Source organism: Micromonospora lutea (assembly GCF_016863535.1).
GTDB lineage: Bacteria > Actinomycetota > Actinomycetes > Mycobacteriales > Micromonosporaceae > Micromonospora > Micromonospora lutea.
On sequence record NZ_BOPB01000022.1, the window covers coordinates 67,075 to 93,925 of the forward strand.

Genomic DNA, 26,851 nt, shown 5'->3' on the forward strand with positions numbered 1-26,851 from the left:
CGGGGAGGGCATGTGACCGACAACGTTGCGCATGAGCATCGGTTGCGGATCGCCATGGTCGTGCCGCCCTGGCTGTCGGTGCCGCCACCCGGTTACGGCGGGCTGGAGCACGTGGTGGCCGGTCTGGCCGACGCCCTGGTCGCCCGGGGGCACGCGGTGACGCTGATCGGTGCCGGCGCGGCTCACGGTACCGCTGCGGACTTCCTCGCCACTGTCGACGAGTTGCAGTTCGACCGCCTCGGTGAGTCACTGCCCGAACTGGCGCACCTGGCCCGGGTCAACCACCTGCTCAGCCGGGCCGACTTCGACATCGTGCACGACCACAGCACGATCGGTCCGCTGGTGGCTGGCCGGCGGGAGGTCCCCACGGTGGCGACCGTGCACGGTAACCCGGTGGGGGAGTACGGGACGGTGCTCAGCGACACCGACCGGGGGGTGGGGCTGGTGGCGATCTCACACGCTCAGCGGGGGTTGAATCCGCACCTGCCCTGGGTCGGCACCGTGCACAACGCGATGAGCCTGGAGGACTTTCCGCGCAAGGACGCCCCCAGTCGCGGGCCGGTGTTGTGGCTCGCCCGGTTCAGCCCCGACAAGGGGCCGGAACTGGCCATTCGCGCCTGCCGGGCGGCGGGTCTGCCGCTGGTGCTGGCCGGCAAGTGCAACGAGCCCGTCGAGCGGCGTTACTACGACGAGGTGGTCCGGCCGATGCTCGGGCCGGACGTCAGGGTGGTGTTCGACGCCGACCGCAAGACCGTGCTGCGGCTGCTGGTCGAGGCGCGCTGTCTGGTCATGCCGATCCGGTGGGATGAGCCGTTCGGCATCGTGATGCTGGAGGCGATGGCGACCGGGACACCGGTGGTGGCGCTGGACCGGGGAGCGGTGTCGGAACTGGTCCGACCCGGGGTGAGCGGGCTGATCTGTCAGCGGCCGGACGAGTTGCCGGCGGCGCTACGGCAGGCTCCCGACCTCGACCCGACGGATTGTGTGGCACACGTGGCACGAACCTTCTCCACCGAACAGATGGCCGTCGGCTACGAGGAGGTGTACCGCCGCTTCCTCGCCGACGCGAACCGTCGGTGCACGGTGCGTGAGCAGGCGCGGGTCACACCGGCCTGACCGGACGCGCGGTTCACACCTGTGCGGCACCGAGCGCGGTGATCGCCGCGTCCAACTGCTGTGCGTAGGCCGGGCTCAACCCGTCCTCGCGCAGCCGGGTGGAGACCTTCTCCCGCAGTCGGGCGACACCCTGCCCCAGGTCGTCCTCGCCGCCGGTCACCGCCCGAGTGAGATTGCGCAGCTCGTTACGCAGGTCGAGGCCGACGTCGTCGCGGATGCCGCCGTCGGCGAGACCGGCGTCGATCACCTGATTCAGGCGGTTCGCGGCCTCGACGAGGGTGTCGCCACCGACGGGGGCCGGGTTCGGTACGCCGGAGGTGGCCGCTGGGGTGGGTGGGGTTCTCGACGGCACGGCAGTCGGCGGGGCGCTGGCGGTGTCGCCGGGCAGGGCCGGCTCGGACGGTTCGGTCGGTTCCGTCGTGGGCAGTACGGCCGGTGGTTCGTCGTCCTTTGTCAGCAGCGTCGGCACGGCCAGTGCTGCCGCCACCAGCGTGGCCAGGGCCGCAGTGACAAGCAGCGGGCGGCGCATCCGCCGTCGCCTCCGGTCCGCGCCGGTCGGCGCCGCACCCGCGCCCCCGTCGGTACCGACCCCGTCCGGGTGGCTGCCCGCGACGCTGCCGCCGGTGGCTGCGTCGTCGGCTGGTTGCGAGCCGGTGTCACCCACGGTGGGGAGGACCCAGACAGGGTTCGGGTGGGTGGGCTCGGCCGGTCTCACCGCGGGCAGGGTGGCCGTGGGGCCCGCCATCGTGCTGGCCTGCGGATCGGCGGGCTGCATCTGGTCGCGCAGCACGGTGGCCACCTGCCGGGCGGTGGGGCGGTCGGCAGGATCGCGCGACAAGCAGCGCAGGCAGATCTGGGCCACCGTCTCCGGCAGACCTGGGACCCCGACCAGTGAGGGCGGTGGGCCCTCGGCGAGCGCGACGGCGAGTTCATCCCAGGTGTCCGCCGGGTACGGCACTCGACCGGTCAGGGTTTCGTGCAGGAGCACCCCGAGCGAGTACACGTCGGTCGCGGGTTGGGCCGGAGCACCGTCGAGCCGCTCCGGCGCCACGTACGCGGGAGTGCCGAAGGTGGCACCGTCCTCGTCGTCGTCGGGAGCGCCGATCCGGGTGGCGATGCCGAAGTCGAGCACCTTCGCGCCGACCTGGGTCATCATCACGTTGGCCGTGGTGATGTCCCGGTGCACGATGCCGAGCCGGTGGGCGGCGGCCAGCGCGTCGGCGACCTGAGCGCCGATCTCCACCGCCTGCGGCCACGGCAGCGGACCCTCGGTGAGCCGAAACTCCAGCTCCTCACCGGAGAGCAGCTCCATCACCACGAAGGAGGTGATGGCGCCGTCCGGCGACACCGTCTCGCCGTAGTCGTGCACCGAGGTGACGTTCGGGTGGACCAACTGGGCGGCGGCTCGGGCCTCCTCCCGGACCATGTCGCGGAATCTGGCGTCGGCGGCCAGTGACGGGGCGAGCACCTTCAGTGCGACCACCCGGTCGAGCACCTCGTCGTGAGCTCGCCAGATCACCGACATGCCACCGGCACCGATCTGGTCGAGCAGCCGGTATCTGGTGGCCAGCAACCGGCCGGGCTGCAGGGCTGGCTTCACGGATCGCACCTGCCTCATAGGTGGGAGCGGTATCAGGTTGCGGGAATGTTGCCCCACTGTCAACGGGCTTCGATGCAGCGGGTCCCCACGGGAGCACGGGTGAGCCGGCCCGAGCGCGGCCGTGCCAGGATGAACGGCATGGCGCGGGGAGCGGTTGCTTTCGTGCTCGGTGGCGGCGGCGTCCTGGGCGCGGTCGAGGTGGGCATGTTGCGCGCCCTTTTCCGGGCGGGGATCCGCCCCGATCTGGTGCTCGGCACGTCGATCGGCGCGGTCAACGGGGCCCTGGTGGCCGCCGACCCGTCCGAGGCGGTGACCGACCGGCTGGTACGGCTGTGGGCTTCCCCAGAAGCCGGCGAGGTGTACGGCGACTCGGTCGCCCGGCAGCTGCGGCGCTTCGCCGCCCGTACCTACCTGCACTCGCCCCGACCGCTGCGCAAGCTGTTGGAGAACGAACTCGGCGCCCAGACCACCTTCGCCGATCTGAAGGTGCCGTTCCGCTGTTGTGCGGCGAACATCGAACGGGCCGCCGAGCACTGGTTCGTCAGCGGGCTGCTGGTGCCGGCGGTCCTCGCATCCGCCTCGGTGCCGGGGCTGCTGCCGCCGGCCCGGATCGGCGACCAGCACTACGTGGACGGAGGAATCGTCAACTCCATCCCGATCGGCGAGGCGGTCGCGGCCGGTGCCAGCCGGATCTTCGTACTCCAGGTGGGTCGGATCGAGCGGGCGCTGGCACCGCCCCGGCGGCCCTGGGAGATCGCCCAGGTCGCGTTCGAGATCGCTCGCCGGCACCGGTTCGCCCGGGAGATGGCCGCCCTGCCCGAGGGGGTGGAGGTGCACGTGCTGCCGACCGGTGGCCTGGAGCCGCGCGACGACAGTCCGTGGGCGTATCGGGACATGGCGGCGGTGGGCCGGCGGATCAGCCGGGCGTACGCGGCCTCCCGGCACTACCTGGCCAACCTGGACCGCTGATGCCGCTACCGCCGCGTTGGCTGCGTCGACTGCTGCTGGCACCCGGTGTGGTTCTGTTGGCGGTCCTGTTGGTCACCACGGTGCCGCTCTGGGCCCTGCTCGCGCTCGCCGTGTCGCCCTTCTTCCCCGGGCACCTGCGCCCGCTGCGGTTGCTCTGGATCGGCTGCTTCTACCTGGTGTGGGACGCGGCGGCGTTGCTCTTCCTCTTCGGGCTCTGGGTCGGCTCCGGGTTCGGCTGGCGGGTACGCTCCCCAGCCTTCCAGCGGGCCCACTACGTGCTGGCCGGCTGGTTCCTGCAGGTGTTGTTCTGGCAGGCCCGGTGGACGTTGCGACTGCAGATCGACGTGGTCGGTACCGACCCGGACACGGCCCTGCCGGGCCGGCCGGAACTGGTGCTGTGCCGGCACGCGGGCCCGGGTGACTCGTTCATCCTGATCCACGCGTTGGTGAACTGGTTCCGCCGTGAGCCGCGGATCGTCCTCAAGGACGCTCTGCAGTGGGATCCGGCCATCGACGTCCTGCTCAACCGGCTACCGAGCCGGTTCATCGCGCCGGGCCGAAACGACCAGGGCTCGCTGTCCGAGCAGGTCGGACACCTCGCCACCGGCCTGGACGACGACGACGCTTTCGTGATCTTTCCCGAGGGTGGCAACTTCACCCCGAAGCGCCGGCTGCGGGCCATCGCGCGGCTACGTGACCGCGGACACGAGCGGATGGCGGTGAAGGCGGAGGCGATGCAGCACGTGCTCGCGCCGCAACCGGGTGGTGTGCTGGCGGCGCTGGACGCGGCACCCGACGCCGGAGTGATCTTCGTGGCTCACACCGGCCTGGACCGGATGCTCACCGTCGCCGACGTGTGGCGCGAGCTGCCGATGGACAAGCGGCTGGTGATGCGGTTCTGGTCGGTGCCGCCGGAGGAGATCCCGACCGACCGGCAGCAGCGCATCGAGTGGCTCTACGAATGGTGGAGTCGGATAGACGAGTGGATCGAGACCAACCGCGACGACGCGACGTAAGGTGCGCAGGTGGAGCAGATCAGCGTGGTGACGACGGTGGTCGACGCGCGGTCGGTCGCCGATCTGCTGGCCGCCGCCGCGGTGGCCGGGCGACTGGCGGCCTGTGCGCAGGTGGGCGGCCAGGTGGACAGTACGTACTGGTGGCGGTCGGCGGTGGAGACCAGCACCGAGTGGTCGGTGCAGTTCAAGACCGCACCCGACCGGGTCGAGGCGTTGGTCGAGCAGCTGCGGGCCAGCCATCCCTACGAGGTTCCGGAGATTCTGGTCAGTCGGGTGGACTGCGGTCATCCCGGATACGCCGCCTGGGTCTTCGAGCACACCCGCCCCTGAGTACGCGCACTCTGGCGTTGATCGCCCGCGCCGTCCAGGATGATCGCGTGGACAACGCGTACCCCTGCCCGGCCTGCGGTTTCCCGGCGAATCTGAACTCCGGCTGTTCCGGCTGCGGCCGGCCGCCGCACCCGGCTGCGGCCGAGGTGATCCGGCTCGATCGGGAGATCGTCGCGCTGGACGGCCAGGCGCAGCAGGCCCGTCAGGCGTACCAGGGGCTGGTCGGGCGGCTGGACGCGGCACGGCGGCGGCGGGCTGAACTGGCCACCGCGATCCGGGCCGAGTTCCCGGTGCCCGTCGCACCGTCGGGGGGCGGCGGCGCACCGGCCGTCGGCGGGTACGCGGGGCCCGCTGCCGTGGCGGTTTCCGGTGCACGGCCTGTTCCGGTGCCGGTTCGCCCGGGGGGTGCCGAAGCGTCGACGCGGACCGTGCAGGGGCTGCTCTTCGTCCTGGGGGGACTGCTGCTCGGCACGGCGGCGACGGTCTTCACGGCGGTGGCCTGGGCGTCGGTGGGGGTGGCCGGCCGGGCGGTGATCCTGCTGGCGTTCACCGCGTTGCTGCTGGCCGTGCCGCTGATCGCACGTTGGCGGGGACTGCGCGGCACCGCCGAGACCTTCGCCGCCGTCGGCCTGCTGCTGGTGCTGCTCGACGGGTACGCCGCCTGGTCGGTCGACCTGTTCTCGGTGACCACCTGGCCGGGCAGCCGGTACGCCGCGCTGGTCGCGGCGGTCGGGGCGGCGGTGGCGGTCGGTTACGCCCGAGTCAGCCAACTGGTCGTGCCATGGTTCGCCGCGCTGCTCGTCGTCCAGCCGGTGCTGCCGTTGCTGGCCGCCGAGGCCCGTCCGGAACCGGCCGGCTGGGCGGTGGTCTTCGTCGGGGTGGCGCTGGTCGACCTGACCGTGGTGGTCGCGCTGCGGCGCGTCAATGTCGTCGCGGGCGAGGGGGCCGCGACGACACCGGCGGTCCGGTTGGCCGGCAAGACGCTGGCCTGGATCGGGTTCGCCGGTTGGCTGCTGCTCGCCGGGGGCTGCGCGCTGGTGCCCCTGCTGGTCGGCCGGGCGGGTGACGTACCGCTGCTGGCCGGCGGACCGATGCTGCTGGTGGCGCTGACCGCGTTCGGCGCGGCGCTGGTGACCGGTGGTGAGCCGGCACGGACGTTGGCCGGCTGCGCGCTGGTGCCGGTACTGGCCGGTGCGATCATCCGCCCGGTGGTGGAGGTGCGCGCCTCGGTGTGGTTGCTGGTGGCGGCGTTGGTCGTGCTGGGGTTGGCCGGCGCGGTGCGGGCGCTTCCGCGCGGCTGGCAGGCCGGTCCACGGCTGGGGGCGCAGCTGGTCAGTTCTGGCGCAGGAGCGCTGGCGACGCTGACCGGGCTGCTGCTGGCCGGCATCGCCGTGGGCCGGTCGTTGCCGCCCTGGCGGGGCGCGCAGCCGGGCCCGGCGTACGCGTGGGGTTGGCAGCTGCCACTGATGGTGGCGCTGGCCTCGGTGGCGGTGGCCCTGCTGCTGTCCCGGGCGGCCCGATCGGGGGTGCTGCTCGTCGGTGCCGCCGCGACGGCGTTCGCCGTGCCGGTGGCCTGGGCCGCGCCGTGGCCGGCCGTGGTCGCGATCGACCTCGCGGTGGGTGCGGCGGTGCTGGTCGTGGCGGTGGCTCGCCCGACGCTGCCGAGCGGGGCGGTGCTGGTCTCGGCGTGTGCCGGCGCGGCGCTGCTCGGGCACGGGTTGCTGGTCGGGTTGGCCGACCCGATCGGTGCCGGCGCCGCCTGCGCGGTGATCCTGGCCGTCGGCCTCGCTGTGGCGGTCGTCGGGCGACACGGCGACCCGGTTCGCCGGGCGGTGGCCGGTTGCGGGCTGACTGCCGCGGTACTCGTGGTGCCGGCGGGGGCGGCGATCGCGCTGATCGGTGCCGGTGCCTCGCCGTGGTGGCAGGCCCGGGCCGCGCTGGCCGCCGTCGCGTTGCCGGCGGTGGCGCTGCTCGCGCTGCGTCGATCCTGGTCCGACCTGACCGGGTACGCCTCGACCGGGCTCGCCGTGGTGGCGGTGCTGACCGGCTTGTCGCCGCTGGTCGTACCGGGTGCCGAGCGGATGACGGTGTACGCGGCGGTGGCGGCGTCGCTGGTCGCGCTCGCCGGGTTCCGGGCTCGCCCGGCGGGGCTGCTGCCGGTGGCCGGGCTGGGCCTGGCCGCGGTGGCGGTGCTGGGGGCGGTGCCGATGGTCGTGACCGCTCTGTTGACGCCGTACGGTCCGCCGCCCGAGCCGTGGTCCGGTGTCCCGGGAGTCCAGGCGTCGCCGGACGCGCTGCCGGTCGGCGTGTCGCTGGTGCTGCTGGCGGTGGCGGCGGCGCTGGCCGTCGCGCCGGCAACTTCACCCGCTGTCGGTGCTGGCCCCAGCGACGACGGCCGTGCCGGGGGCGCCTGGCGGATCGCCGGGGCGGCGCTGCCCTTCGTGGCCGCCGCCGCGCCGGTGCTGCTGGTCGCCGCTGCCGCGCCGTGGCCGGTGGTGCCGGGGGTGGCGCTGTTGGGCGGGGTGGCGCTGCTGCTGGCGAGCGCGCTGCTGGGCCGGAGCGGCCCCGCTGTCCGGGTGGCCCTGCCGGTCGGGTTGGTGCTGCTGATCGGAGGGCTGCTCAATCTCCACGCCACCCGCGCCGGCACCCTGGGCACCTTCGGTCTGCTGGTGGCGGCGGCGACGGTGGTCGGCGTGGCCGCGCGTCACGTGCCGGTACGCCTGGTCGGCTGGCTGGTCGCGGTGGCGGCGGCGACCGGGTTCGCGATCTCCGCTGCTTTTGCCGGCGGGCAACCGCCCCACGTGGCGGCGTTCGCGGTGCTCGGTGTCGCCGCGCTCGCCCTGGCCGTCGCCGCGACGCTGCCGTCGAGCCGGTGGAGTGCGCCGGTGCCACCGGTGTCCAGGGCGACCGGGTTCGCTGCGGCTCCGGCGGTCCCCGTCCGGCCGGCTCCGGTGCTGCTGGGCCGGGTCCTGGACGTCACCGCGCAGGCGGTCGCGTTCCTCGGGCTGCTGCTGGCCCTGGGTGCGCTCCGGTACGCCGCGACGATCTGCGTGCTGTGGGGCGTCGCGCTGGGCGTACGGCTGTTGCGGCGGAACGAGTCGACCAGCCGACGCTGGATTTTCGCCGGGATCGGTGGTGGCAGCGAACTGCTGGCGGTCTGGCTGCTGCTCGCCGCTGGCGGGGTGAGCGTGCTGGAGGCGTACACGGTCCCGTTGGCGGCGGTGGCGCTCGCCGCCGGAGCGGTGGGGCTGCGTACCCGGCCGGGGCTGAACAGCTGGTTGGCGCTCGGCCCTGGTCTGGCCGCCGTGCTGCTGCCCAGCCTGGCCGCGGTGCTGTTCGGCAGCGACCCGCAGCCCTGGCGGCGGCTGCTGCTCGGTGCCGCCGCGCTCGCCGTGACGCTGCTCGGCGCGGTCCGCCGCTGGCAGGCGCCGGTGGTGCTCGGCGGTGCCACGCTGGTCCTGCTCGCCCTGCACGAGCTGGTGCGCAGTTGGGACCTGCTGCCCCGGTGGGCCTACCTGGCCGTCGCCGGGTTGGCGCTGATCGGCTTGGCGACCACCTATGAACGCCGCCGTCGGGACCTGCTCCGGCTGCGATCCGCCGTCGGCCGCATGAGCTGACAGCCTCCCCGACCCTCGCACCACGTGGTGCGAGGGTCGCCCGCACACCACATGGTGCCACTGCTGGTGCCATGCTGAGCCAAGATGCTTTGTTTGTGTGCCAAACATGTGCCATCATGTTGCCATGGACCTGACCCCGTATGTGAGCAACCTCGGACGCGAGTTCGCCACGCTCGCCGAAGCCGGAGGCGAGGACGCGCGTGCGCTGGTCGAGCGACTGACCGGCTCGCTTGAGTCGGCGATCCGGATGACCCTGCTGGACGCGCTGTCGGCCGCCGCCGACGAGATCACCCGGGATCTGGCTCCGGGGTCGGTGGAACTGCGCCTGCGCGGCCGCGATCCCAGCTTCGTCGTCACCCTGCCGCCCGCCGAGCCGGCCGGTCACGCGCAGGCCGCGACCGTGGCGGACGCCGCCGACGATCTGCTGATTGCCGAGGACGGTCCTGCGGCACGCATCAACGTACGCATGCCCGAGCAGCTCAAGACGGCGATCGAGGAGGCCGCCGCGAAGGAGGGGCGCTCGGTCAACGCCTGGCTGGTCCGGGCGGCGGCCGCCGCCCTGCAACGGCCCGACCGTGACCAGCGTCCCGTGCCACGTGGCAGCGGGAAACGAGCCAAGCAGGGCTTCACCGGCTGGGTGCGCTGACCGCACCGCTCGGCTTTCCGCATCACGTCCCCGACCTGCGGGGACGACCCACCTACCCAGGAAGTGGGGACCACCATGCCTGTTTTCGACACGCCCGAAGCCATCTCCGTCTCGGTCGAGCTCGGCGTCGGCAACGTACGCGTGACCGCCAGCGACCGGACCGACACGGTCGTCGAGGTCCGCCCGAGTGACGCTGCCGACGAGTCGGATGTCCAAGCCGCCGCCCAGATCCGGGTCGACTACACCGACGGCACACTCCGGGTCACCGGACCGAAGCGGGCTTTCGATTTTTCCAGGAAGACCAGGTCCGTGGACCTGACCATCGAGTTGCCCAGCGGATCCCACCTCAACGCCCACCTGCTGATGGGTGACATCCGCGGTGTCGGTCGGCTCGGCGAGTGCCGGCTCAAGACCACCGGCAACGTGTGGCTCGAACGAACCGGTCCACTGCGCCTGCACACCGGATTCGGCCACATCACCGCCGACGGCATCACCGGCGAGGTGGAGGTCTCCACCGGCTCCGGCACCATTCGGCTTGGCGAGATCGAGGGGGCCGCGGAGGTCAAGAACTCCAACGGCGACACCACGATCGACGCGGTCACCGGCGATGTGCGGGTCCGTAACGCCAACGGCGCCATCGACATCGAGCGGGCCGGTGCCGGCGTCGACGTGAAGACTTCCAACGGCAGCATCCACCTCGGCGAGGTGGTGCGCGGTGAGGTCGTCCTCGCCACCGCCGCGGGCGACCTGGACATCGGCATCGCCGAGGGCACCGCCGCCTGGCTTGAGGTGAACACCGGCTTCGGGCAGGTACGCAACCTGATGCAGGACGCCCCCCGGCCGGAAGAGGGCGACCAGACGGTCGAGGTGCGTGGACGCACCTCCTACGGCGACATCACCATCCACCGCTCCTGACACCCGTCGGACCCCAGAGAGGACGATGATGACCAGCACCTCTGTCCGTCCGGCGATCGCCGTGACCGGGCTACGGAAAGCCTTCGGCGACCAGGTCGTGCTCGACGGCCTCGACCTGACCGTGCCGAGGGGCACCGTCTTCTCGCTGCTCGGCGCCAACGGCGCCGGAAAGACCACCACCGTCAAGATCCTCTCCACTCTGCTCGGTGCCGACGCCGGTGACGTGCGGGTCGCCGGGCACGACGTCGCCCGGGAACCGGACGCGGTACGCGCCGCGATCGGCGTCACCGGTCAGTTCTCCGCCGTGGACAAGCTGCTCACCGGTGAGGAGAACCTGCGGCTGATGGCGGACCTGCACCACCTCGCCCGCAGCGAGCGTGGTGAGCGCGTCGCGGGGCTGCTTCGACAGTTCGAGCTGACCGAGGCGGCCGACAGGCCGGCGGCGACCTACTCCGGAGGCATGGTGCGGCGGCTCGACCTGGCGATGACCCTGGTCGGAAACCCGCAAGTGATCTTCCTCGACGAACCGACCACCGGCCTGGACCCGCGCAGCCGCCGGACCATGTGGGAGATCATCCGACAGTTGGTGGCCGACGGCGTCACCATCTTCCTGACCACGCAGTACCTGGCGGAGGCGGACGAGCTGGCCGACCGGATCGCGGTCCTCGACCGTGGTCGGGTGGTCGCCGAGGGCACCGCCGAGGAACTGAAGCGCCGCATCCCCGGTGGGCACGTACGGCTGCGGTTCGCCGACGAGCACGAGCTCGACGCGGCCCTGCGCGTGCTCGACCAGGCCGCGCGCACAAGCGACACGCTCGCGCTACGGGTGCCCAGCGACGGCAGCCTGCGCGCCCTGAAGACCCTGATCGGGCAGCTCGATGACCGGGCCGTCGAGGTCGAGGAGCTGTCCGTGCACACCCCCGACCTCGACGACGTCTTCCTCGCCGTCACCGGTCACCGTCGTGATGAGGAGAGGACCAGCCGATGAACACCCCTGCCCTCGCCGGACCCGTACCGGTCGTCCGCCGTCCGCACCCGGTCCGCGACTCCACGACGATGCTGCGCCGCAACCTCAAACGGATGCTGCGGTACCCGTCAATGACCCTGATGCTCGTCGGGATGCCCGTCGTCTTTCTGCTGCTGTTCGTCTACGTCTTCGGCGGCACGCTCGGCAACGGGCTGGGCGGTTCGGCACCGGACGGCGCCACCGGCGGACGTGCGGCGTACGTCAACTACGTGACGCCCGCGATCATCCTGATGACCATCGCGGCCACGGTCCAGGGGACCGCCATCTCGGTCGCCATGGACCTGACCGAAGGGATCATCACCCGGTTCCGCACCATGCACATCGCCCGGGTCTCGGTGCTGACCGGGCACGTCCTGGGCAGCGTGATCCAGACCGTGCTCAGCCTCGCGGTCGTGATCGGTGTGGCGTTGCTGGTCGGCTTCCGACCCACCGCCGGGGCGGTCGAGTGGCTGGCCACGGCTGGTTTCCTGGTGGCCGTCACCGTTGCCCTCGTCTGGTTGGCGGTCGCCCTCGGCCAGATCAGCGAGAGCGTCGAGACCGCGAGCAACCTGCCGATGCCGCTGATTCTGCTGCCGTTTCTCGGCAGCGGCTTCGTACCGACCGATTCGATGCCGGCGGGACTGCGGTGGTTCGCCGAGTATCAGCCCTTCACGCCGATCATCGAGACCGTACGCGGCCTGTTGACCGACGAGCCGGTCGGGAACAACGCGTGGATCGCGCTCGGCTGGTGCGCCGTCATCGCGATCGGTGGCTACCTCTGGTCCAGGCGACTGTTCAACCGCGAGGCCTGACGACGTCGGCCGGCCGGTCACCGCTGGTGGTGGTACCGGCCGGCACCGGTAGGGTCTGGCCATGGCAGAGGTGCTCACCGCCGAGGCGGTGCGAAACGAGCTGGGTGGGCTGGCGGGCTGGTCGGGAGACCCCGCCGGGATCACCCGAACCGTGGAGCTGGCCAGCTTCCCGGACGCCATCGCGGTGGTCGACCGGGTCGCCGTCACGGCCGAGGAACTGGACCATCACCCCGACATCGACATCCGGTGGCGCACGGTGACCTTCCGTTGCGTGACCCACTCGGTCGGCGGGGTCACCACGCGTGACATCCGGCTGGCCCGGCGGATCGACGAGATCGTGGAGGGTGCCCGATGAGGTTCGAGATCAGCAAGGTGCTGGACGCCATCGAGGCGCGGGTCTGCACCGACCCGCAGCTGGCCCGCGCAGTGCTCGACCTGGCCGAGATCATCCGTTACCAGGATCTCGACGGTGGGCGTCCGGCGAGTTCGCTGCGCCTCGGCATGGTCATCGACGCGCTGGCCCGCAGCCTGGAGGAGGACAACGTCCCGGTCTACGCGGTGGTGCACCGGGGAATGCTCTCCGACGCCGACCTCACCTCCAACGAGCGCATGGTGGTGCGCAGGTGGGCCGACGACGGACTGGTGGAGGTACTCGACAACCCCGGTGACCGGATGTTGGAGGTGGCCGACCTGCTCGGCCTTCCGGTGCTCAGCCGGGTCCGCTTCGACGGTCTGCGTGGGCGGTTCCCCTGGCTGGTGGAACAGCCGGGCCGGGTCCTCGCCCCGGTGCCGGGTGCCGGCGGTCCGGTCTTCATCGCCCACGTCGGTGGCGGTCACACCCCGCTCGCCGGTCCACCCGCACCGGCCGCCGCCAAGCTGCTGTCCCGCGAGTGGCGTTGCCCCGAGTCCGGCTGCACCCTGTTCGGCGGCGCCGGCGGCGGAGGCGCCTTCGCCGACCTGGCCCGGATCGACCGCGCGCCGACCGGGCAACCGCCACCGTCGCTGCGCAACGGCGTACCCACCTGTCCCCGGCACGGCGCACGGCTGCGTGATGCCGGTCCCCGGCCGCGCAGCGAGGTCCTCGCGGTACGCGTCGGTGGCCTGATCCGCCGTCGTTTCGTGCTCACCGAGGAGCAGCCGGTGGTGATCGGCCGGGCACCGGAAGGCTCCGGCGGCATCATGCTCGGTCAGTGGCTCAACGACGAGGCGCGGCGCTGGATCAGCCGCAACCACCTGCGGCTGGAGCTGCGCGGCAACGACGTGGTCGCCACCGACGTCAGCACCAACGGCTCCGGTGTGCGGCCGGGCGGCTCGCTGGCGGAGGCGGACCGGATCCCGCTGGCCCCGCAGCAGTCCCGGGTGCTCGGTGCCGGTGACATGGTGGAGCTGTACCCGGGGGTGCAGATCGGCCGGCCGAACGAGTTCCCGGCGGGCGCGGCGTACAACCCGGACTCGGTGATGTCCGAGGCGCCGACCATGGCGATGCGCCTGCCCCGCTGAGGCCGCGAGAACGCCGGGTGGGCGTCGGGTCGGGACCCGACCCCCACCCGGACGGTACGACCGCTCAGCCGGCCAGCACGGCGGCCACCTGCGCCACCGCGTGGTCGATCTCCTCTTCGGTGATCACCAGCGGCGGGGCGAGTCGGATGGTCGAGCCGTGCGTGTCCTTGGCCAGCACCCCCCGCTCCATCAGCCGTTCGCAGGCCTCCCGGCCGCTCATCAGGGACGGGTCGAGGTCCAGGCCGGCCCAGAGACCCCGGCCGCGTACCGCGACCAGCCCCTTGCCGATCAGCCCGCGCAGGCCGGTGTGCAGCCGCTCGCCCAACTCGGTCGAGCGGCGCTGGAATTCACCGGTCGCCAGCAGCCGGACCACCTCGGTCGCCACCGCACAGGCGAGGGGGTTGCCACCGAAGGTGGAACCGTGCTGGCCGGGCTGGAGTACGCCGAGCACGTTGGTGTCGGCAGCCACCGCGGAGACCGGCACGATGCCACCGCCGAGCGCCTTGCCCAGCAGGTACATGTCGGGCACGACGCCTTCCTGCTCGCAGGCGAAGGTGGTACCGGTGCGGCCCAGGCCGGACTGGATCTCGTCGGCGATGAACAGCACGTCGCGTTCGGTGCACAGTCGACGTACGCCCGGCAGGTAGCCCTCGGGCGGCACGACCACGCCCTGCTCGCCCTGGATCGGCTCCAGCAGCACGGCGACGGTGTGCTCGTCGACCGCCTCGGTCAGCGCGGCGAGGTCACCGTAGGGAACGATTCGGAAGCCCGGGGTGTACGGCCCGAAGTCGGCTCGGGCGTCGGAGTCCGTGGAGAAGCTGACGATGGTGGTCGTACGTCCGTGGAAGTTGCCCTCCGCGACCACGATGTTGGCCTGGTCGGCCGGCACCCCTTTGACCTGGTAGCCCCACTTGCGGGCCACCTTGATGCCGGTCTCGACCGCCTCGGCTCCGGTGTTCATCGGCAGCACCAGGTCCTTGCCGCACAGCGCCGCCAACTCCCGGCAGAAGTCGGCGAACTGGTCGTGGATGAACGCCCGGCTGGTCAGCGTCAGCTTGTCGAGTTGGGCGTGCGCGGCGGCGATCAGCGTCGGGTGCCGGTGACCGAAGTTCAGCGCCGAGTAGCCGGCCAGGCAGTCGAGGTAACGCTTGCCGTCCACGTCGGTCACCCAGGCGCCCTCGGCGGAGGAGATCACCACCGGCAGGGGGTGGTAGTTGTGCGCGGTGTGGCGCTCCGCGTCCTGCACGGCGGCAGGAGTCCGGAGCATGTCCTCGATCATCGGTTCGCCTTTCCCTGACGGAGTCGCAAGGTGCAACACTTCGGGCCACCGCCGGCCCGACGCAGCTCGGACAGGTCGACGCCGATGGTCTCGTAGCCCCGGTCGCGCAGCTTGGCGGCCAGGCCGGTGGCCTGCTCGGGCAGCACCACGTGCCGGCCGTCGCTGACCGCGTTGAGGCCGAGCACCTGCGCGTCGGCCATGGTGGCGTGCACCGCGTCCGGGAAGAGCCGGCGCAGCACCGCCTGACTGCCGGGCGAGAACGCCTCCGGCAGGTACGCCACGGTCTGCTCGTCGAGCACGGTCAGCGCGGTGTCCAGGTGGTAGAAACGCGGGTCCACCAGCTGCATGGTGATCACCGGGTAACCGAAGACCTCCTGAAGCTGGGCGTGCGAGGCGTGCGCGGTGCGGAAACCGGTGCCGGCGAGCAGGTGACCGCCGGCCAGCAGGACGTCGCCCTCACCCTCGTTGACGTGCTTCGGGTCGTACATCTCGAAGCCGGCGGCCTCGAACCAGGCGCGGTACGCGGGGGCTTCGTCGGCGCGTTGCGGATCCCGGAACTGCACGGCCATGGCCTTGCCGTCGATCACGGTGCCACCGTTGGCGGCGAAGACCATGTCGGGCAGCCCCGGCACCGGGGTGATCTCCTCGACGGTGTGGCCCAGGTCCCGGTAGACCTGGCGCAACCGCTCCCACTGGCGGACGGCGAGATCGGCGTCGACCGGGACGGTCGGGTCCATCCACGGGTTGATCGCGTAGTCGACGGCGAAGTACGTCGGCCGGCACATCAGGAAGCGCTGGCGGGTGGCGTCCATCGTCATGTGTCCTGCTCCAAGGGTCGGGCGCGCCCGGCCACCGTCGGCCCACGGGCTGGCGCCGTGGCTCAACGGTATGCGGCTCCGACGAGCAGGATCCACCGCGAACCCTTGCATTCAGCGGCAGATCATTGCGTATACCACCCGACTGGCGGGTTTTCGTTGCGTGCAAGGCTTGTTTGGGTGAGTCGCTCGGCCGGTGACCGGATCGTGGCGAGGCAGGTCCGGGAGCGGCGAACGGCCCCCGGACACACGTCAGGGGCGGCGAACCGCCGCCCCTGACGAGCGTGTGCGCCCGACTGGTGAATCACCAGATCCGATCGGGCTGCGGCCGGTTCCTCACCGACCGGCGCGGTGCACCACCGGCGGGCCGAAATGTGCCCGCTACAGGCGGTCGACAAACTGTGAATCAAGCCACTCCCGGAAGCGGGCCACCAGGTCACCGTCGGTGGTCGGCCAGTCGTACTGGCCGGTCATCGCCAGCACGCCCAGGACCACCGCGCCGAGGCCGAAGGCGATACCCAGCAGCGCGTCCGACTTACCCGCGATGTGCCGCCGCCGGGTGGCGATCAGGCCGAGCACGGCGACCACCGCCCCGACCGCACCAAGCGCGATGCCGTACCCGGCGAGGACGCCGGTGAGCACGAACAGGATGCCAGCGACGCCGACGATGAGGCCGAGCGTGGCCAGCAGACTGGAACGCGGTCGCGGGCCGACCGGTGCCGGCGGTACCTCCCGGCCGGCTGCGCCGTCGGGGACACGGTCACCCTCGATGGTCCGGTCGGTGGTCTCGGTGGCGCCGACGCTCCGGTCCGCGTCACCGGGCCGGTCGCCATCGACGGCGCGGCCGTCGACGGTCCGGTCGGCGGTCTCGGTGCTGGCGGTACGGGCGCGGGAACCGGGAACGGCGGAGCGGGCGGTGGCGGCTCGGGCCTCGGCAACCCGTCGCGCGTCGGCCCGGTGATCCGCCCGGTCGGCTGTGCCGGTGGCCCGGTCGGCGCCGATGCGGTCGTCGGCCGGTGCGCGGCGGGCGCTGCCGGCGGTGCGGTCCTCGACGGCGGTTGGCTCGTCGGGGCGGGTGTCGGTGGCGACCGTCCCGGTCCGGGCGTCGTCTGCCGGCGGAGCCGGGTCCTCCCGGCGTGAGAGCGAAGGAAATCTCATGGGTTCACCTCCTGATCGATGCGTGGACGGCGACATCAGCCCCGTATCGCCAACCACGCCACAACACCCCGCAGGTACCCACCCCTCACCCAACCGACACCCCGTCGGGTCCAACGCAGGGCCGGAGCGAGGGTCAGCGGGGCCGGGTCAGGGCGGCCAGGGCGGAGGTGAGCAGGGCCAGGCGCCGAGGTCGGGAGACCAGGACGGGCCGGTTGCGGACACAGCGCACGAGGATCTCCACGGCTCGCTCGACCGGGATCATCAACGGTCGGGACGAACCCTTGGCCATCTTGGTGTCCACGAAACCGAACCGCACGGTGGTCACGTGCACGCCGTGGCGGCGCAGGGCCGCCGACAGACCCATCAGGTACGACGACAGCCCGGCCTTCGAACCGGCGTAACCGGGTGCCTCGCCGGAGACGAGCCGGTCGGCGAGGCTGGAGATCCCGATCAGGTGCCCGTCACCGGCGGCCAGCATTCGCGGCACCACCACGGCAGCGGTGCGTACCGCGCCCATCAGGTTGACCTCGAAGGTGTGCGTCTGTGCGCCCAGGTCGGTCGGGTCGACCGGCTCCCCGATGCCGGCGGCGTAGACGCACAGGTCCAACCCGCCGAGTTCGTCGATCGACTTGCTCAGCACCTCCGGATAGTCCGGCGCGGTGACGTCGACGGTGTGGTGGGCGTACGTGGGGACGATGATCGCGTTGTCCCGTCGGGACAACCCGGTGACCAGCCAGCCGTCGGCGAGGAGTCTGCGGGTGAACGCCAGCCCGATCCCGTCGGTGTTGCCGATCACCACCGCACGGCGCATCCGAACGGTCATGACCCCACTGCCCCCATCACGTCGAGGTGGTGCCCGCCGTGCCGACGGCCCGACCGGCAATTGAACCAGACGGCGACGGAAATCCCCTACCGTCGAGTAGCCCGCTCTCCGATCGCTGCTCACCGGCCCGCTGGCTACGCTTGGCCGGTGCCTGAGGGACACACCATCCATCGCCTGGCGGCCCGGCACGCCGAGCTGTTCGCCGGGGACAAGGTGCTCGCCACCAGCCCCCAGGGCCGCTTCACCGACGGTGCCGCGCTGATCTCCGGCACGGTGCTGGAGGGCACCGAGGCGTACGGCAAGCATCTGCTGCACCACCATGCCGGTGAGTTGACGCTGCATGTGCACCTCGGCCTCTACGGAAAGGTCACCGACGGCGACGGTGAGCCGCCGGAACCGGTGGGGCAGATCCGGCTACGACTGACGAGCGACCGGCACTGGCTCGACCTGCGCGGCCCGACCGCCTGTGAACTGCTCAGCCCGCCCGAGGTGGCAGCGCTGCGGGCCCGCCTCGGCCCGGACCCGCTGCGTGCCGACGCCGAGCCGGACCGGGCGTACGCCCGGATCTCGCGCAGCGCGACGCCGCTGGCGGCGCTGCTGCTGGACCAGTCGGTGGTGGCCGGCACGGGCCTGATCTTCGTTACCGAGGCGCTGTTTCGCGCCAATCTGTCGCCGAGGCTGCCCGGCCGGGAGCTGACCCGGGCCGACTGGCAGGTGCTCTGGACCGATCTGGTCGAGCTGATGACGCGGGCGGTCGCCACCGGCCGGATCGACACCGTCCGCGCCGCCCACCTGCCCGATGCGATGGGCCGCCCGGCCCGCGTCGACCGGCACGGAGGTGAGGTCTACGTCTACCGTCGCCCGGGCCAGCCCTGCCACGTCTGCCGTACACCGGTCAGCCGAGGCACCATCACCGCCCGCAACCTCTACTGGTGCCCCACCTGCCAGGCCTGACGCCCCATGTGAATCTTGGTGCGGTACGGCCCGCCACGGGGCCGTGGCGGACCACGATCTCAGCGAGTCGGCTCAGTCGAGGAGCCAGCGGACGACCTCGATGTGGTCGGTGAAGACCTGGTCGGCGTCGATGCTCCAGGCCAGGGTCTGACCGATCGTCCAGCCGCGTACCCGGTCGCGGTCCAACCCCAGCTCGGCGCTGAGGCGGTCCAGCCGGCGACGGACAGCTGTCGGGGAATGACCCAGCTCGGTGCCGCGCACCAGCGGCACGACCGAGAATTCGCGCTCGCCGATCAGCGGCTTCGGGTCGATCACCAGCCACGGTTCGCGTTCGGCGCGCAGCACGTTGGCGGCGTGCAGGTCCTGGTTGACCAGGACCTGCTCACCCTGGCTGTCGACCAGATCGCCGAGCAGATCGAGCGCGAGGTCGACCAACCGTCGCTCGTACGGCCGTCCGGCGCGTTCCCACTTGCCCGGCAGCCGGGCCGCCCAGCCGGCGGCCGCCTCCGCCAACGGCAGGAACGGCTGACCGGCCGGTACCCAGAGGCGGGGGAGCAGCGCCACCACGGCGTCGAGCGCCTCGTCGAGCGGTAACGCGTGCAGCGGCGTGCCGGGGTCACAGCGCTCCACCAGCAGCGCCCGCAGGTCGGGGTCGTGGGCGAGCAGCCGGATCGCGCCGCCGCCGTCCCAATGGCGCAACGCGGTCGCCTCATGCTCGCTCTCCGCGTCGGGGAACTGCACCTTGAGCACCGCCCGGGTGCCGTCCGGCAATCCGGCCGGCACCGCCAGCGAAGCGCAGGCGTACCCGAAGGGTGGACCAAGTCGCAGCGACCAGCGCCGGGCGCAGTCGGCCAACCTCTCCGGCAGCTCGGCCAACCACTGCGGACCGCCCGGCATGCCGTGCAACCAGTTCAACCCGTCGGGCATCCGCAGCGCGTCGGTCACCGGCTTATCCTGGCCGAGCCGACCTGCCGTCACAACCTGGATCAGCCCGGTCAGGTCGCGCCACCAGGATCAGCGCAGTCGGTGGATGTCGCCGTACGCGCGGTAGAAGCCGCCCCGGCCGGACTCGCGGACCTCGGTGACCAGGTAGCGCGCCCCCGGGCTCGCGGATCCCCTTGGGGAACTGCACCGACCAGTCCCGGCGATAGCCGGTGGAGAGCACGTGGACCCGCAACCGGCCACCGTGCTCGACACACTCGACCACCACACCGCCACCGGTGTCGCCGACCACCTCGACCTGGGTCACGGCTGCGGGCTCCGGCAGCCGGGCCGGGGCCTTGACGTCGACCACCTCCGGCACGCTGCCCGACTCCGCCGCCCGGATCGCCGGCTCGCTGGCGTCGATGCAGGCCAGGTGGCCGCTGGTGGTCACCACGAAGAGGCGTTGGTCGTGGTACTGCATGGAGTACGCCGAACCGCAGCCGGTGCCGAGCTTCCACAGCCGGGTGCCGTCGGCGGCGAAGCAGTAGATCGAGGACTGGCTGTCCCCGGCGAAGACGTAGCGACCATCCTCGGCGGTGGCGCAGGAGAAGACCGGGGCGTCGGCCCGGTAGGTGCGCGTCGCCGAGCCGCCGTCCTTGCCGATCCGCACCACCTGGCGGGTGGCCGTGCCGGCGAACACCGCGTCGCGTTCCTGCCAACCGAAGAGCACCGAGCCGGTGGGGGTGTGCCACAACTCCCGGCCGGTGCGCCAGTCGTAGCCGCTCACCCCCGTCGAGTCACCGTGGTAGACGGCGTCGGCGTCGCAGCGCACCATCCAGGCCGACCGGCCGCGTCCAGCCCGCCGCCAGAGGAACTCGTCCTCGTGGTCGATGGCGGCGATCCCACCGTCGGCGTCGGAGACGCCCAGCACCCCGTCGTGAATGTCGAGCCAGTAGATGTCGATGTCGGGCACGATTGCGTACGCCACCCGGGGGATCTTGCCGGAGAGGTCGTAGACGTTGCCGTCGTCGCAGCCGGCGTAGATCCAGGCGTCATCGGCGACGATGCACTTGACCCCGTCGGGCAGGCGGACCTGGTCCAGCACCCGGGCGTCGTGGTCGAGAGTGGTGATCACACCTCGTTCGTTGCCCACCATGCAGGTGCGTCCGTCGACGAAGATGCCGAAGGCCGGCGCGCCGGATTCGTACCGCCAGAGCACCGGGGCGGTGCGGGCGGTCGAGCGGGTGCTGACGATCTGCCGCCGGGACACGGCCCGCTTCGGGCGTACGCCGCGCACCGCCGGGGCGTACCCTTTGCGGACCTTCTCGCCGATCTTCTTCGCCGCGGCGGCTCGGGCCCGCGCGTTGTCGGGGTAACCGGTGGTCTTCACCTGGCCCTGGTCGCCGATCCGCCCGTAGCGCACCGTCATCGTGGTGTCGTCGACCACCACCTCGTAGAACTTGTGCGCCGCACCGTCCACTTCGGACAGTTCGAGGTAGGTCGTCTCCTGCGACATGGAATTCCTCCGAGGGGTTCGCGTCGGCCCTGACCGGGCGGCGGGCACACGCTAACCCCCACCACTGACAAAAACCGGGCCTCGCGGCCGTCAGCGGGCGAGCGCGTCCACGGCCTTGCGGGCGGCGACCAGCACCGGATCCCAGACCGGGGCGTACGGCGGGGCGTAACCGAGGTCGAGCGCGGTCATGTCGTCCACCGTCATCTCGTTCCACAGCGCCACGGCAAGGGTGTCGATCCGCTTCGCCGCCTCGGACCAGCCGACGATCTGGGCGCCGAGCAGTCGCCCACTCGGCCGCTCGGCGATCAGCTTCACCGTCATCTGCCGGGCTCCGGGGTAGTAGCCGGCGCGGCTCGTCGACTCGACGATCACCGAAACGAACTCGAACCCGGCCATCCGTGCCTCCCGCTCCCGCAGCCCGGTGCGCCCGACCTCCAGGTCGCACACCTTGACCACGGCGGTGCCGATCACCCCGCCGAAGGTGGCGTACCCGCCGCCGATGTTGATTCCGGCGACTCGCCCCTGCTTGTTGGCGTGGGTGCCCAGCGGCACGTGCACCGGCAGCCCGCTGACCTTGTGCAGGGTCTCCACGCAGTCCCCGGCGGCCCACACTCCGGGCACCCCGGACACCCGCATCCGGCGGTCCACCCGGATCCCGCCGGTCGGCCCGAGCGGCAGGCCGGCGGCAGCGGCCAGTTCGGTGTTGGGGCTCACGCCGAGACCGAGGATCACCAGGTCGGTCGGTATCGACCCATGGTCGGTGACCACCTCGCAGACCCGGCCGTCGCGCTCCGACAGGCTGGTGACCTGTACGCCGGTGCGAATGTCCACGCCCAGTCCCCGCATGGCCGCGGTGACCAGCCGGGCCATGTCGGGGTCGACGGTCGACATCGGCTGCTCACCGCGCTCGATCAGGGTGACCGACAGCCCGCGGCGGACCAGGGCCTCGGCCATCTCGACGCCGATGTAGCCGCCGCCGACCACCACCGCCCGCCGGGGCTGCGGGTCGGCGTCCAGCCAGCCGCGTAGCGCCGAGCCGTCGTCGAGCGTCTGCACGCCGAACACTCCGGCGGCGTCGGTGCGCGCCCAGGCCGGCTTCTTCGGCACCGCCCCGGCGGCGTACATCAGGGTGTCGAACCGCTCGCGGACCTCGACGCCGCCGCTCAGGTCGTGGACGACAACCTCGCGGCGGACCAGGTCGATGCCGACCACCTCGTGCCGGAGCCGCACGTCGATGCCGAAGTCCTCGCGGTGCGTCCTGGGGGAGCGGGTCACCAGCTGCTCCCGGTCGGTCACCAAGCCGCTGATCCAGTACGGGATCCCGCAGGCGGAGTACGACGTGAAGTGTCCCCGTTCGAAGGCCACGATCTCCAGGTCGTCCGTGCCCCGGCGGCGGCGAGCCTGCGCGGCGGCGGACATGCCGGCCGCGTCTCCGCCGATGACGATCAACCGTTCCGCCACGGCACCACCCTTCGTCAGGCCGGGCCTTCGCCCCGGGTCTGTCGTGCCACGTCCATCACCACATCCTCCAACTGTCCGGTCCGGGCGTACACCGAACGCTGCCGGGCGGCGCCGCTGCCGTGCCGACGCAGCCCTTCCAACAGGCTAATTACCTCGGCGAGGTCGCCGTGTCGTTCCAGGGCCGGCCCGAGCCGCCCGACGAGCTGGTGCAGCACGTCCCACGCCGGCCGCAGCTCGCCGCTGGACAGGTCGACCGCTTCTCCCTCCAGCCCGTCGTGGGCGGCCCGCCAGTGCGCGCCCACCAGCAGGTGATGGTCGGTCGGCAGCGGTGGCCGCCCGGCGGCGATGTCGTCGAGCGCGGTGGCCACCAGCCCACGGACCAGCGCGGCGACCAGGATCGCGTCGTCGACTGTCGGGCAGACGTCTCCGATGCGCAGTTCCACCGTCGGATATTTGGCCGACAACCGGGCGTACCAGTAGAGCATTCCCTCGTCGAGCATCACGCCGCTGCCGATTAGCTGACGGATCAGCCGTTGGTAGTGATCGTGGGAGACCAGGTAGGGCGTCGGCGCGACCGAGGGCCAGCGTTCCCACTCGACCGACCGCCAGCTGGCGTAGCCGGTGTCCACGCCCCGGGAGAACGGCGAGTTGGCGGTGATCGCGTGCAGGATCGGCAGCCACGGTCGTACGTGGTTGAGCACCTGCACGCCGGCGTCAGGGTCCGGTACTCCGACGTGGACGTGCATTCCGTTGTTGCCCGGCCCGGGCACCAGGAGCCGGTACCGGGCGAGCATCCGATCGAAGCGGGGCTTGTCGACCACCGGGGGCACCGGTCCGTCGACCGGCCCGGTGCCGATCGCGAGCAACCGGGCACCGGCCCGCTCGGCGGCGTCGGCGAGTGCGGAGCGGAGCAGGCCGAGGGAGTGCCGGATGGAGGAGAGCTCCAACCCGGGTGGGCTGCCGATCTCGATCTGACTGGTCTGGAACTCCCGTTCGACCTGTCCTCGCAGCTCGGCGGGGACCTGCTCCAGCACCGCCTCGACAGCGGGGATCGCGACCCCGCTGTCCGGGTCGACGAGTAGGAACTCCTCCTCGACACCCACGGTGAGCAGGTCGGTCGACTCGACCGGGTGAGCTGGGGCCGTTGCCGCCTGCCTGGACATGACTACCACCGTCCACTCCTGCCGGTGGCGGTCCGTCCGCACCGGGTCGGCGGGCAATTACCCCGGGTGGTGGCACCGGGAAACGCGCACCGTGGTCGACGGGCCGTATCCGGTGGCCGGACGGATCGTATCGATCGACATTGACAACTGCCCGAGTGGGACGTACAACTCCTGAGAGAGCGCTCTCTCACCCGTCCCCGCAGAGAGGCACGTCATGACACCTGCCCCGGCGGCACCTGCCGCCCTGCCTGCGCGACGCCGGCTGCCGCTGGCGTTGGCCCTCCTCACCGCCGTCACCACCGTCCTGGCCGGGCTCAGCACGACCGCGGACGCCGCCGTACCGCCGCCCCCGTCGGGCTGGAGCCTGGTGTGGAGCGACGACTTCACCGGCGCCGCCGGCACCCTGCCGTCGTCCGGCAACTGGATCATCGACACCGGCACCAGCTACCCGGGCGGACCGCCCAACTGGGGCACCGGCGAGATCCAGACGTACACGAACAGCACCGCCAACGTCAGCCACGACGGCGCGGGCAACCTCCGGATCACCCCGCTGCGTGACAGCGCCGGCCGCTGGACCTCGGCCCGTATCGAGACCGTCCGCAGCAACTTCAAGGCCCCGGCCGGTGGGGTGCTGGCCATCGAGGGGCGCATTCAGATGCCCAACGTCACCGGCGCCGCCGCGTCGGGATACTGGCCGGCGTTCTGGGCGCTCGGTTCGCCCTACCGGGGCAACTACCACAACTGGCCGGGCATCGGCGAGTTCGACGTGATGGAGAACGTCAACGGACTCAACACGGTCTGGGGTGTGCTGCACTGCGGCGTCGCTCCGGGCGGCCCCTGCGACGAGTTCAACGGCATCGGTGCCTCCCGGGCCTGCCCCGGCAGCACCTGTCAGTCGGCGTTCCACACCTACCGGTTCGAGTGGGACGCCTCGGTCAGCCCGCAGCAGTTGCGCTGGTACGTCGACGGCCAGCTCTACCACACGGTGAGCCAGAGCCGGGTCGGTGAGCCGTACTGGTCGCAGATGACCAGTCACGCCGGTTACTTCCTGCTGCTGAACGTGGCGATGGGCGGAGCCTTCCCGGACGGGGTCGCGGGCAGCGCCACGCCCACCTCGGCCACCGTGCCCGGCCGTCCGATGCTGGTCGACTACGTGGCCGTCTACAGCCGGGGCGGGGGCAGCACTCCGCCGCCCACGACGCCGCCGCCGACCACGCCGCCGCCGAGCGGGGCGCGGGACGCCTACGCGACCATTCAGGCGGAGTCCTTCAACGCCCAGAACGGCGTGATCGTCGAGACCTGCTCCGAGGGCGGGCAGAACATCGGGGCGCTGCGCAACGGCGACTGGGTCCGCTTCGACAACGTGGAGTTCGGCACCAGCGGTCCGCGCGACTTCGTGGCCCGGGTCGCCTCGGGCGCGGCGGCCGGCGTCAGCGGCCTGGTGGAGGTACGGGTGGAGAGCCCGACCAGCGCACCGATCGGCAGTTTCGCCATCGCCAACACCGGCGGTTGGCAGAGCTGGCGTTCGGTGCCCGGCAACGTCTCCAGCGTGACCGGACGCCGCACCGTCTACCTCACCTTCAGCAGCGGCCAGCCCAACGACTTCGTCAACGTCAACTGGTTCCACTTCCGCCGCTGAGGTGCAAGGAAGGGCCCCCTATTAACGCCTGCGGTAGAGGAGGGGGCCCTTCCTAACGGTCAGGTCGCCCTGGACAGAAACAGTTAACAGTCTTAATAATGGGCGCCAGGTCGACATCCATGGATTCATCTCCCGGGCTGGAGGGGCACATGAAACGGTCCAGAACGCTGATGCTGGCGGTGATCGGCGCGCTGGCCGCCGCGATCGGTGCGGTCGGGTTGGCGCCGGCCGCGTACGCCGCCGGAGTCACCGCGAGCTTCGTCAAGACCTCCGACTGGGGCTCGGGCTGGGAGGGCAAGTACACGATCACCAACGGTGGCGGCACCACGGTCAACGGCTGGAGCCTCACCTTCGACCTGCCCGCCGGCACCACGGTCGGCACCTACTGGGACGCGCTGCTGACCTCCAGCGGCCAGCGGTACACCTTCACCAACCGCACCTGGAACGGCGCCATCGCACCCGGCGCCTCAGTCTCCTTCGGCTTCCTCGGCAGTGGCTCCGGCGTACCGGCGAACTGCCGGCTCAACGGCGCGGCCTGCGCGGGCGGCAGCACCCCGCCGCCAACGACCCCGCCACCCACCACGCCCCCTCCGACGACCCCGCCGCCGACCACGCCCCCTCCGACGACCCCGCCGCCGACCACGCCCCCTCCGACGACCCCGCCGCCGACCACCGGGTTGCCGAAGCACATCCTGACCGGCTACTGGCACAACTTCGACAATGCGGCCGTAGAGCTGCGGCTGCGTGACGTACCCAGCGAGTATGACCTGGTGGCGGTCGCCTTCGCGGACGCGACCGGCACTCCCGGCGCGGTCGGCTTCGCCATCGACCCCGGCCTGTCCGCCTCGCTGGGCGGGTACACCGACGCCGAGTTCTCCGCAGACGTGCGGACTCTTCAGAGTCGCGGTAAGAAGGTGATCATCTCGGTGGGCGGCGAGACCGGCCGCGTCGTGGTCAACAGCTCGGCGTCCGCGGTGGCCTTCGCCGACAGCGTGTACGCCCTGATCCAGCGGTACGGTTTCGACGGCGTCGACATCGACCTGGAGAACGGGTTGAACCCGACGTACATGGCGCAGGCCCTGCGGTCACTGCGGTCGAAGGTGGGCAGCGGGCTGATCATTGCGATGGCGCCGCAGACCATCGACATGCAGAACCCGGCGAGCAGCTACTTCAAGCTGGCGTTGGACATCAAGGACATCCTGACCGTGGTGAACACCCAGTTCTACAACTCCGGGGCGATGCTCGGCTGTGACAACAACTCCGCGTACGCCCAGGGAACGGTCAACTTCATCGTCGCGCTGGCCTGCATCCAGTTGGAGGCGGGGCTGCGCCCCGACCAGGTCGGGCTCGGCCTGCCGGCCGGACCGGGTGCGGCCGGTGGCGGCATAGTCTCGCCCAGCGTGGTCAACGCCGCCCTGGACTGCCTGACCCGGGGTACCAACTGCGGCAGCTTCCGCCCGCCGCGCACCTACCCCGGCCTGCGCGGCGCCATGACCTGGTCCATCAACTGGGACGTCACCCACAACAACACCTTCGCCCGAACCGTATCCCCCCACCTCCCCACCCTCCCCTAACACCACCCCCACCCACCC

23 protein-coding genes are annotated in these 26,851 nt (G+C 71.7%); 14 read left to right on the top strand and 9 right to left on the bottom strand.

Annotation, left to right across the window (positions count from 1 at the left end):
- Positions 1-54: 54 nt before the first annotated feature.
- Positions 55-1,116, top strand: coding sequence for a glycosyltransferase (locus tag Vlu01_RS19385; protein WP_373307457.1), 1,062 nt, complete (start codon positions 55-57; stop codon positions 1,114-1,116).
- 13 nt (positions 1,117-1,129) lie between these two features.
- Here Vlu01_RS19385 and Vlu01_RS19390 read toward each other — a convergent pair whose 3' ends face one another.
- Positions 1,130-2,734: a serine/threonine protein kinase gene (locus Vlu01_RS19390; RefSeq protein WP_204001551.1), complete on the bottom strand. Its 1,605-nt coding sequence runs from the start codon at positions 2,732-2,734 to the stop codon at positions 1,130-1,132.
- A 120-nt stretch (positions 2,735-2,854) separates the two neighbouring features.
- Here Vlu01_RS19390 and Vlu01_RS19395 point away from each other — a divergent pair, with 120 nt between their 5' ends.
- From Vlu01_RS19395 to Vlu01_RS19440, 10 genes are all read left to right on the top strand, one after another.
- Positions 2,855-3,685, top strand: a complete 831-nt coding sequence (locus Vlu01_RS19395) for a patatin-like phospholipase family protein (RefSeq protein WP_204001554.1) — start codon at positions 2,855-2,857, stop codon at positions 3,683-3,685.
- Entirely contained in the window at positions 3,685-4,701 is a 1,017-nt protein-coding gene (locus Vlu01_RS19400; RefSeq protein WP_204001557.1) for a 1-acyl-sn-glycerol-3-phosphate acyltransferase, read from the top strand. The genes Vlu01_RS19395 and Vlu01_RS19400 overlap by 1 nt, the downstream gene beginning before the upstream one ends.
- Positions 4,702-4,710: 9 nt before the next feature.
- On the top strand, positions 4,711-5,031 hold the full coding sequence (gene cutA, locus Vlu01_RS19405) for a divalent-cation tolerance protein CutA (RefSeq protein ID WP_204001560.1): 321 nt from the start codon (positions 4,711-4,713) through the stop codon (positions 5,029-5,031).
- Positions 5,032-5,078: 47 nt separating this feature from the next.
- Positions 5,079-8,648, top strand: coding sequence for an SCO7613 C-terminal domain-containing membrane protein (locus Vlu01_RS19410; protein WP_239095995.1), 3,570 nt, complete (start codon positions 5,079-5,081; stop codon positions 8,646-8,648).
- 124 nt (positions 8,649-8,772) lie between these two features.
- On the top strand, positions 8,773-9,294 hold the full coding sequence (locus Vlu01_RS19415; protein ID WP_204001562.1) for a YlcI/YnfO family protein: 522 nt from the start codon (positions 8,773-8,775) through the stop codon (positions 9,292-9,294).
- 75 nt (positions 9,295-9,369) lie between these two features.
- Complete coding sequence (locus Vlu01_RS19420) at positions 9,370-10,209, top strand: DUF4097 family beta strand repeat-containing protein (RefSeq protein WP_204001564.1); 840 nt, start codon at positions 9,370-9,372, stop codon at positions 10,207-10,209.
- Between the two features lie 25 nt (positions 10,210-10,234).
- A complete protein-coding gene (locus Vlu01_RS19425) occupies positions 10,235-11,197 on the top strand; it encodes an ATP-binding cassette domain-containing protein (RefSeq protein ID WP_444543443.1) in 963 nt (320 codons plus the stop codon).
- Positions 11,194-12,027 carry an ABC transporter permease gene (locus tag Vlu01_RS19430; protein WP_204001568.1) on the top strand — a complete coding sequence of 278 codons (834 nt, stop codon included), beginning with the start codon at positions 11,194-11,196 and terminating at the stop codon, positions 12,025-12,027. The genes Vlu01_RS19425 and Vlu01_RS19430 overlap by 4 nt, the downstream gene beginning before the upstream one ends.
- 61 nt (positions 12,028-12,088) lie before the next feature.
- Complete coding sequence (locus Vlu01_RS19435) at positions 12,089-12,382, top strand: 4a-hydroxytetrahydrobiopterin dehydratase (protein WP_204001570.1); 294 nt, start codon at positions 12,089-12,091, stop codon at positions 12,380-12,382.
- Positions 12,379-13,527, top strand: coding sequence for an FHA domain-containing protein (locus Vlu01_RS19440; protein ID WP_204001572.1), 1,149 nt, complete (start codon positions 12,379-12,381; stop codon positions 13,525-13,527). Before Vlu01_RS19435 ends, Vlu01_RS19440 begins: the two co-directional genes overlap by 4 nt.
- 64 nt (positions 13,528-13,591) lie before the next feature.
- Here Vlu01_RS19440 and rocD read toward each other — a convergent pair whose 3' ends face one another.
- The 4 genes from rocD to Vlu01_RS19460 form a co-directional block, all read right to left on the bottom strand.
- Positions 13,592-14,806, bottom strand: coding sequence for an ornithine--oxo-acid transaminase (rocD, locus tag Vlu01_RS19445; RefSeq protein WP_204001574.1), 1,215 nt, complete (start codon positions 14,804-14,806; stop codon positions 13,592-13,594).
- Positions 14,803-15,618 carry a dimethylargininase gene (ddaH, locus tag Vlu01_RS19450; protein WP_204001614.1) on the bottom strand — a complete coding sequence of 272 codons (816 nt, stop codon included), beginning with the start codon at positions 15,616-15,618 and terminating at the stop codon, positions 14,803-14,805. Before ddaH ends, rocD begins: the two co-directional genes overlap by 4 nt.
- A 384-nt stretch (positions 15,619-16,002) precedes the next feature.
- A complete protein-coding gene (locus Vlu01_RS27625; RefSeq protein ID WP_239095996.1) occupies positions 16,003-16,779 on the bottom strand; it encodes a DMT family transporter in 777 nt (258 codons plus the stop codon).
- A gap of 133 nt (positions 16,780-16,912) precedes the next feature.
- Positions 16,913-17,602 (bottom strand): SDR family NAD(P)-dependent oxidoreductase, encoded by a 690-nt coding sequence (locus Vlu01_RS19460; protein WP_204001576.1) that lies wholly within the window; start codon positions 17,600-17,602, stop codon positions 16,913-16,915.
- A gap of 147 nt (positions 17,603-17,749) precedes the next feature.
- Between Vlu01_RS19460 and Vlu01_RS19465 the strand changes: the two genes are divergently transcribed.
- The gene (locus Vlu01_RS19465) at positions 17,750-18,556 is read left to right on the top strand and encodes an Fpg/Nei family DNA glycosylase (RefSeq protein WP_204001579.1); all 807 of its coding nucleotides are present in this window, start codon (positions 17,750-17,752) and stop codon (positions 18,554-18,556) included.
- Positions 18,557-18,628: 72 nt separating this feature from the next.
- On the opposite strand, the gene Vlu01_RS19470 is transcribed toward Vlu01_RS19465, so the two are convergent.
- The 4 genes from Vlu01_RS19470 to Vlu01_RS19485 all read right to left on the bottom strand — a co-directional run bounded on the left by Vlu01_RS19470 (position 18,629) and on the right by Vlu01_RS19485 (position 23,620).
- Entirely contained in the window at positions 18,629-19,501 is an 873-nt protein-coding gene (locus Vlu01_RS19470) for an aminoglycoside phosphotransferase family protein (protein WP_239095997.1), read from the bottom strand.
- Positions 19,502-19,505: 4 nt separating this feature from the next.
- Complete coding sequence (locus Vlu01_RS19475) at positions 19,506-20,996, bottom strand: WGR domain-containing protein (protein WP_239095998.1); 1,491 nt, start codon at positions 20,994-20,996, stop codon at positions 19,506-19,508.
- Positions 20,997-21,086: 90 nt separating this feature from the next.
- Positions 21,087-22,457: an FAD-dependent oxidoreductase gene (locus Vlu01_RS19480; protein ID WP_204001581.1), complete on the bottom strand. Its 1,371-nt coding sequence runs from the start codon at positions 22,455-22,457 to the stop codon at positions 21,087-21,089.
- A gap of 14 nt (positions 22,458-22,471) precedes the next feature.
- Positions 22,472-23,620 carry a carboxylate-amine ligase gene (locus tag Vlu01_RS19485; RefSeq protein ID WP_204001585.1) on the bottom strand — a complete coding sequence of 383 codons (1,149 nt, stop codon included), beginning with the start codon at positions 23,618-23,620 and terminating at the stop codon, positions 22,472-22,474.
- Positions 23,621-23,834: 214 nt separating this feature from the next.
- On the opposite strand from Vlu01_RS19485, the gene Vlu01_RS19490 reads away from it, so the two are divergent.
- The gene (locus Vlu01_RS19490) at positions 23,835-25,259 is read left to right on the top strand and encodes a carbohydrate-binding protein (protein WP_204001587.1); all 1,425 of its coding nucleotides are present in this window, start codon (positions 23,835-23,837) and stop codon (positions 25,257-25,259) included.
- Between the two features lie 149 nt (positions 25,260-25,408).
- Positions 25,409-26,833, top strand: coding sequence for a chitinase (locus Vlu01_RS19495; RefSeq protein ID WP_204001590.1), 1,425 nt, complete (start codon positions 25,409-25,411; stop codon positions 26,831-26,833).
- Positions 26,834-26,851: the final 18 nt, after the last annotated feature.

Excerpts from the sequence above, each read along its gene's own strand:
- Vlu01_RS19425 (WP_444543443.1), top strand. The coding sequence starts at position 10,235 with ATGATGACCAGCACCTCTGTCCGTCCGGCGATCGCCGTGACCGGGCTA.
- Vlu01_RS19415 (WP_204001562.1), top strand. The coding sequence starts at position 8,773 with ATGGACCTGACCCCGTATGTGAGCAACCTCGGACGCGAGTTCGCCACG.
- Vlu01_RS19485 (WP_204001585.1), bottom strand. The coding sequence starts at position 23,620 with ATGTCCAGGCAGGCGGCAACGGCCCCAGCTCACCCGGTCGAGTCGACC.
- rocD (WP_204001574.1), bottom strand. The coding sequence starts at position 14,806 with ATGATCGAGGACATGCTCCGGACTCCTGCCGCCGTGCAGGACGCGGAG.
- Vlu01_RS19390 (WP_204001551.1), bottom strand. The coding sequence starts at position 2,734 with ATGAGGCAGGTGCGATCCGTGAAGCCAGCCCTGCAGCCCGGCCGGTTG.
- Vlu01_RS19400 (WP_204001557.1), top strand. The coding sequence starts at position 3,685 with ATGCCGCTACCGCCGCGTTGGCTGCGTCGACTGCTGCTGGCACCCGGT.
- Vlu01_RS19395 (WP_204001554.1), top strand. The coding sequence starts at position 2,855 with ATGGCGCGGGGAGCGGTTGCTTTCGTGCTCGGTGGCGGCGGCGTCCTG.
- ddaH (WP_204001614.1), bottom strand. The coding sequence starts at position 15,618 with ATGGACGCCACCCGCCAGCGCTTCCTGATGTGCCGGCCGACGTACTTC.
- Vlu01_RS19440 (WP_204001572.1), top strand. The coding sequence starts at position 12,379 with ATGAGGTTCGAGATCAGCAAGGTGCTGGACGCCATCGAGGCGCGGGTC.
- Vlu01_RS19385 (WP_373307457.1), top strand. The coding sequence starts at position 55 with ATGGTCGTGCCGCCCTGGCTGTCGGTGCCGCCACCCGGTTACGGCGGG.
- Vlu01_RS19435 (WP_204001570.1), top strand. The coding sequence starts at position 12,089 with ATGGCAGAGGTGCTCACCGCCGAGGCGGTGCGAAACGAGCTGGGTGGG.
- Vlu01_RS19460 (WP_204001576.1), bottom strand. The coding sequence starts at position 17,602 with ATGACCGTTCGGATGCGCCGTGCGGTGGTGATCGGCAACACCGACGGG.
- Vlu01_RS19495 (WP_204001590.1), top strand. The coding sequence starts at position 25,409 with ATGAAACGGTCCAGAACGCTGATGCTGGCGGTGATCGGCGCGCTGGCC.
- Vlu01_RS19475 (WP_239095998.1), bottom strand. The coding sequence starts at position 20,996 with ATGTCGCAGGAGACGACCTACCTCGAACTGTCCGAAGTGGACGGTGCG.
- Vlu01_RS19430 (WP_204001568.1), top strand. The coding sequence starts at position 11,194 with ATGAACACCCCTGCCCTCGCCGGACCCGTACCGGTCGTCCGCCGTCCG.
- Vlu01_RS27625 (WP_239095996.1), bottom strand. The coding sequence starts at position 16,779 with ATGAGATTTCCTTCGCTCTCACGCCGGGAGGACCCGGCTCCGCCGGCA.
- Vlu01_RS19490 (WP_204001587.1), top strand. The coding sequence starts at position 23,835 with ATGACACCTGCCCCGGCGGCACCTGCCGCCCTGCCTGCGCGACGCCGG.
- Vlu01_RS19420 (WP_204001564.1), top strand. The coding sequence starts at position 9,370 with ATGCCTGTTTTCGACACGCCCGAAGCCATCTCCGTCTCGGTCGAGCTC.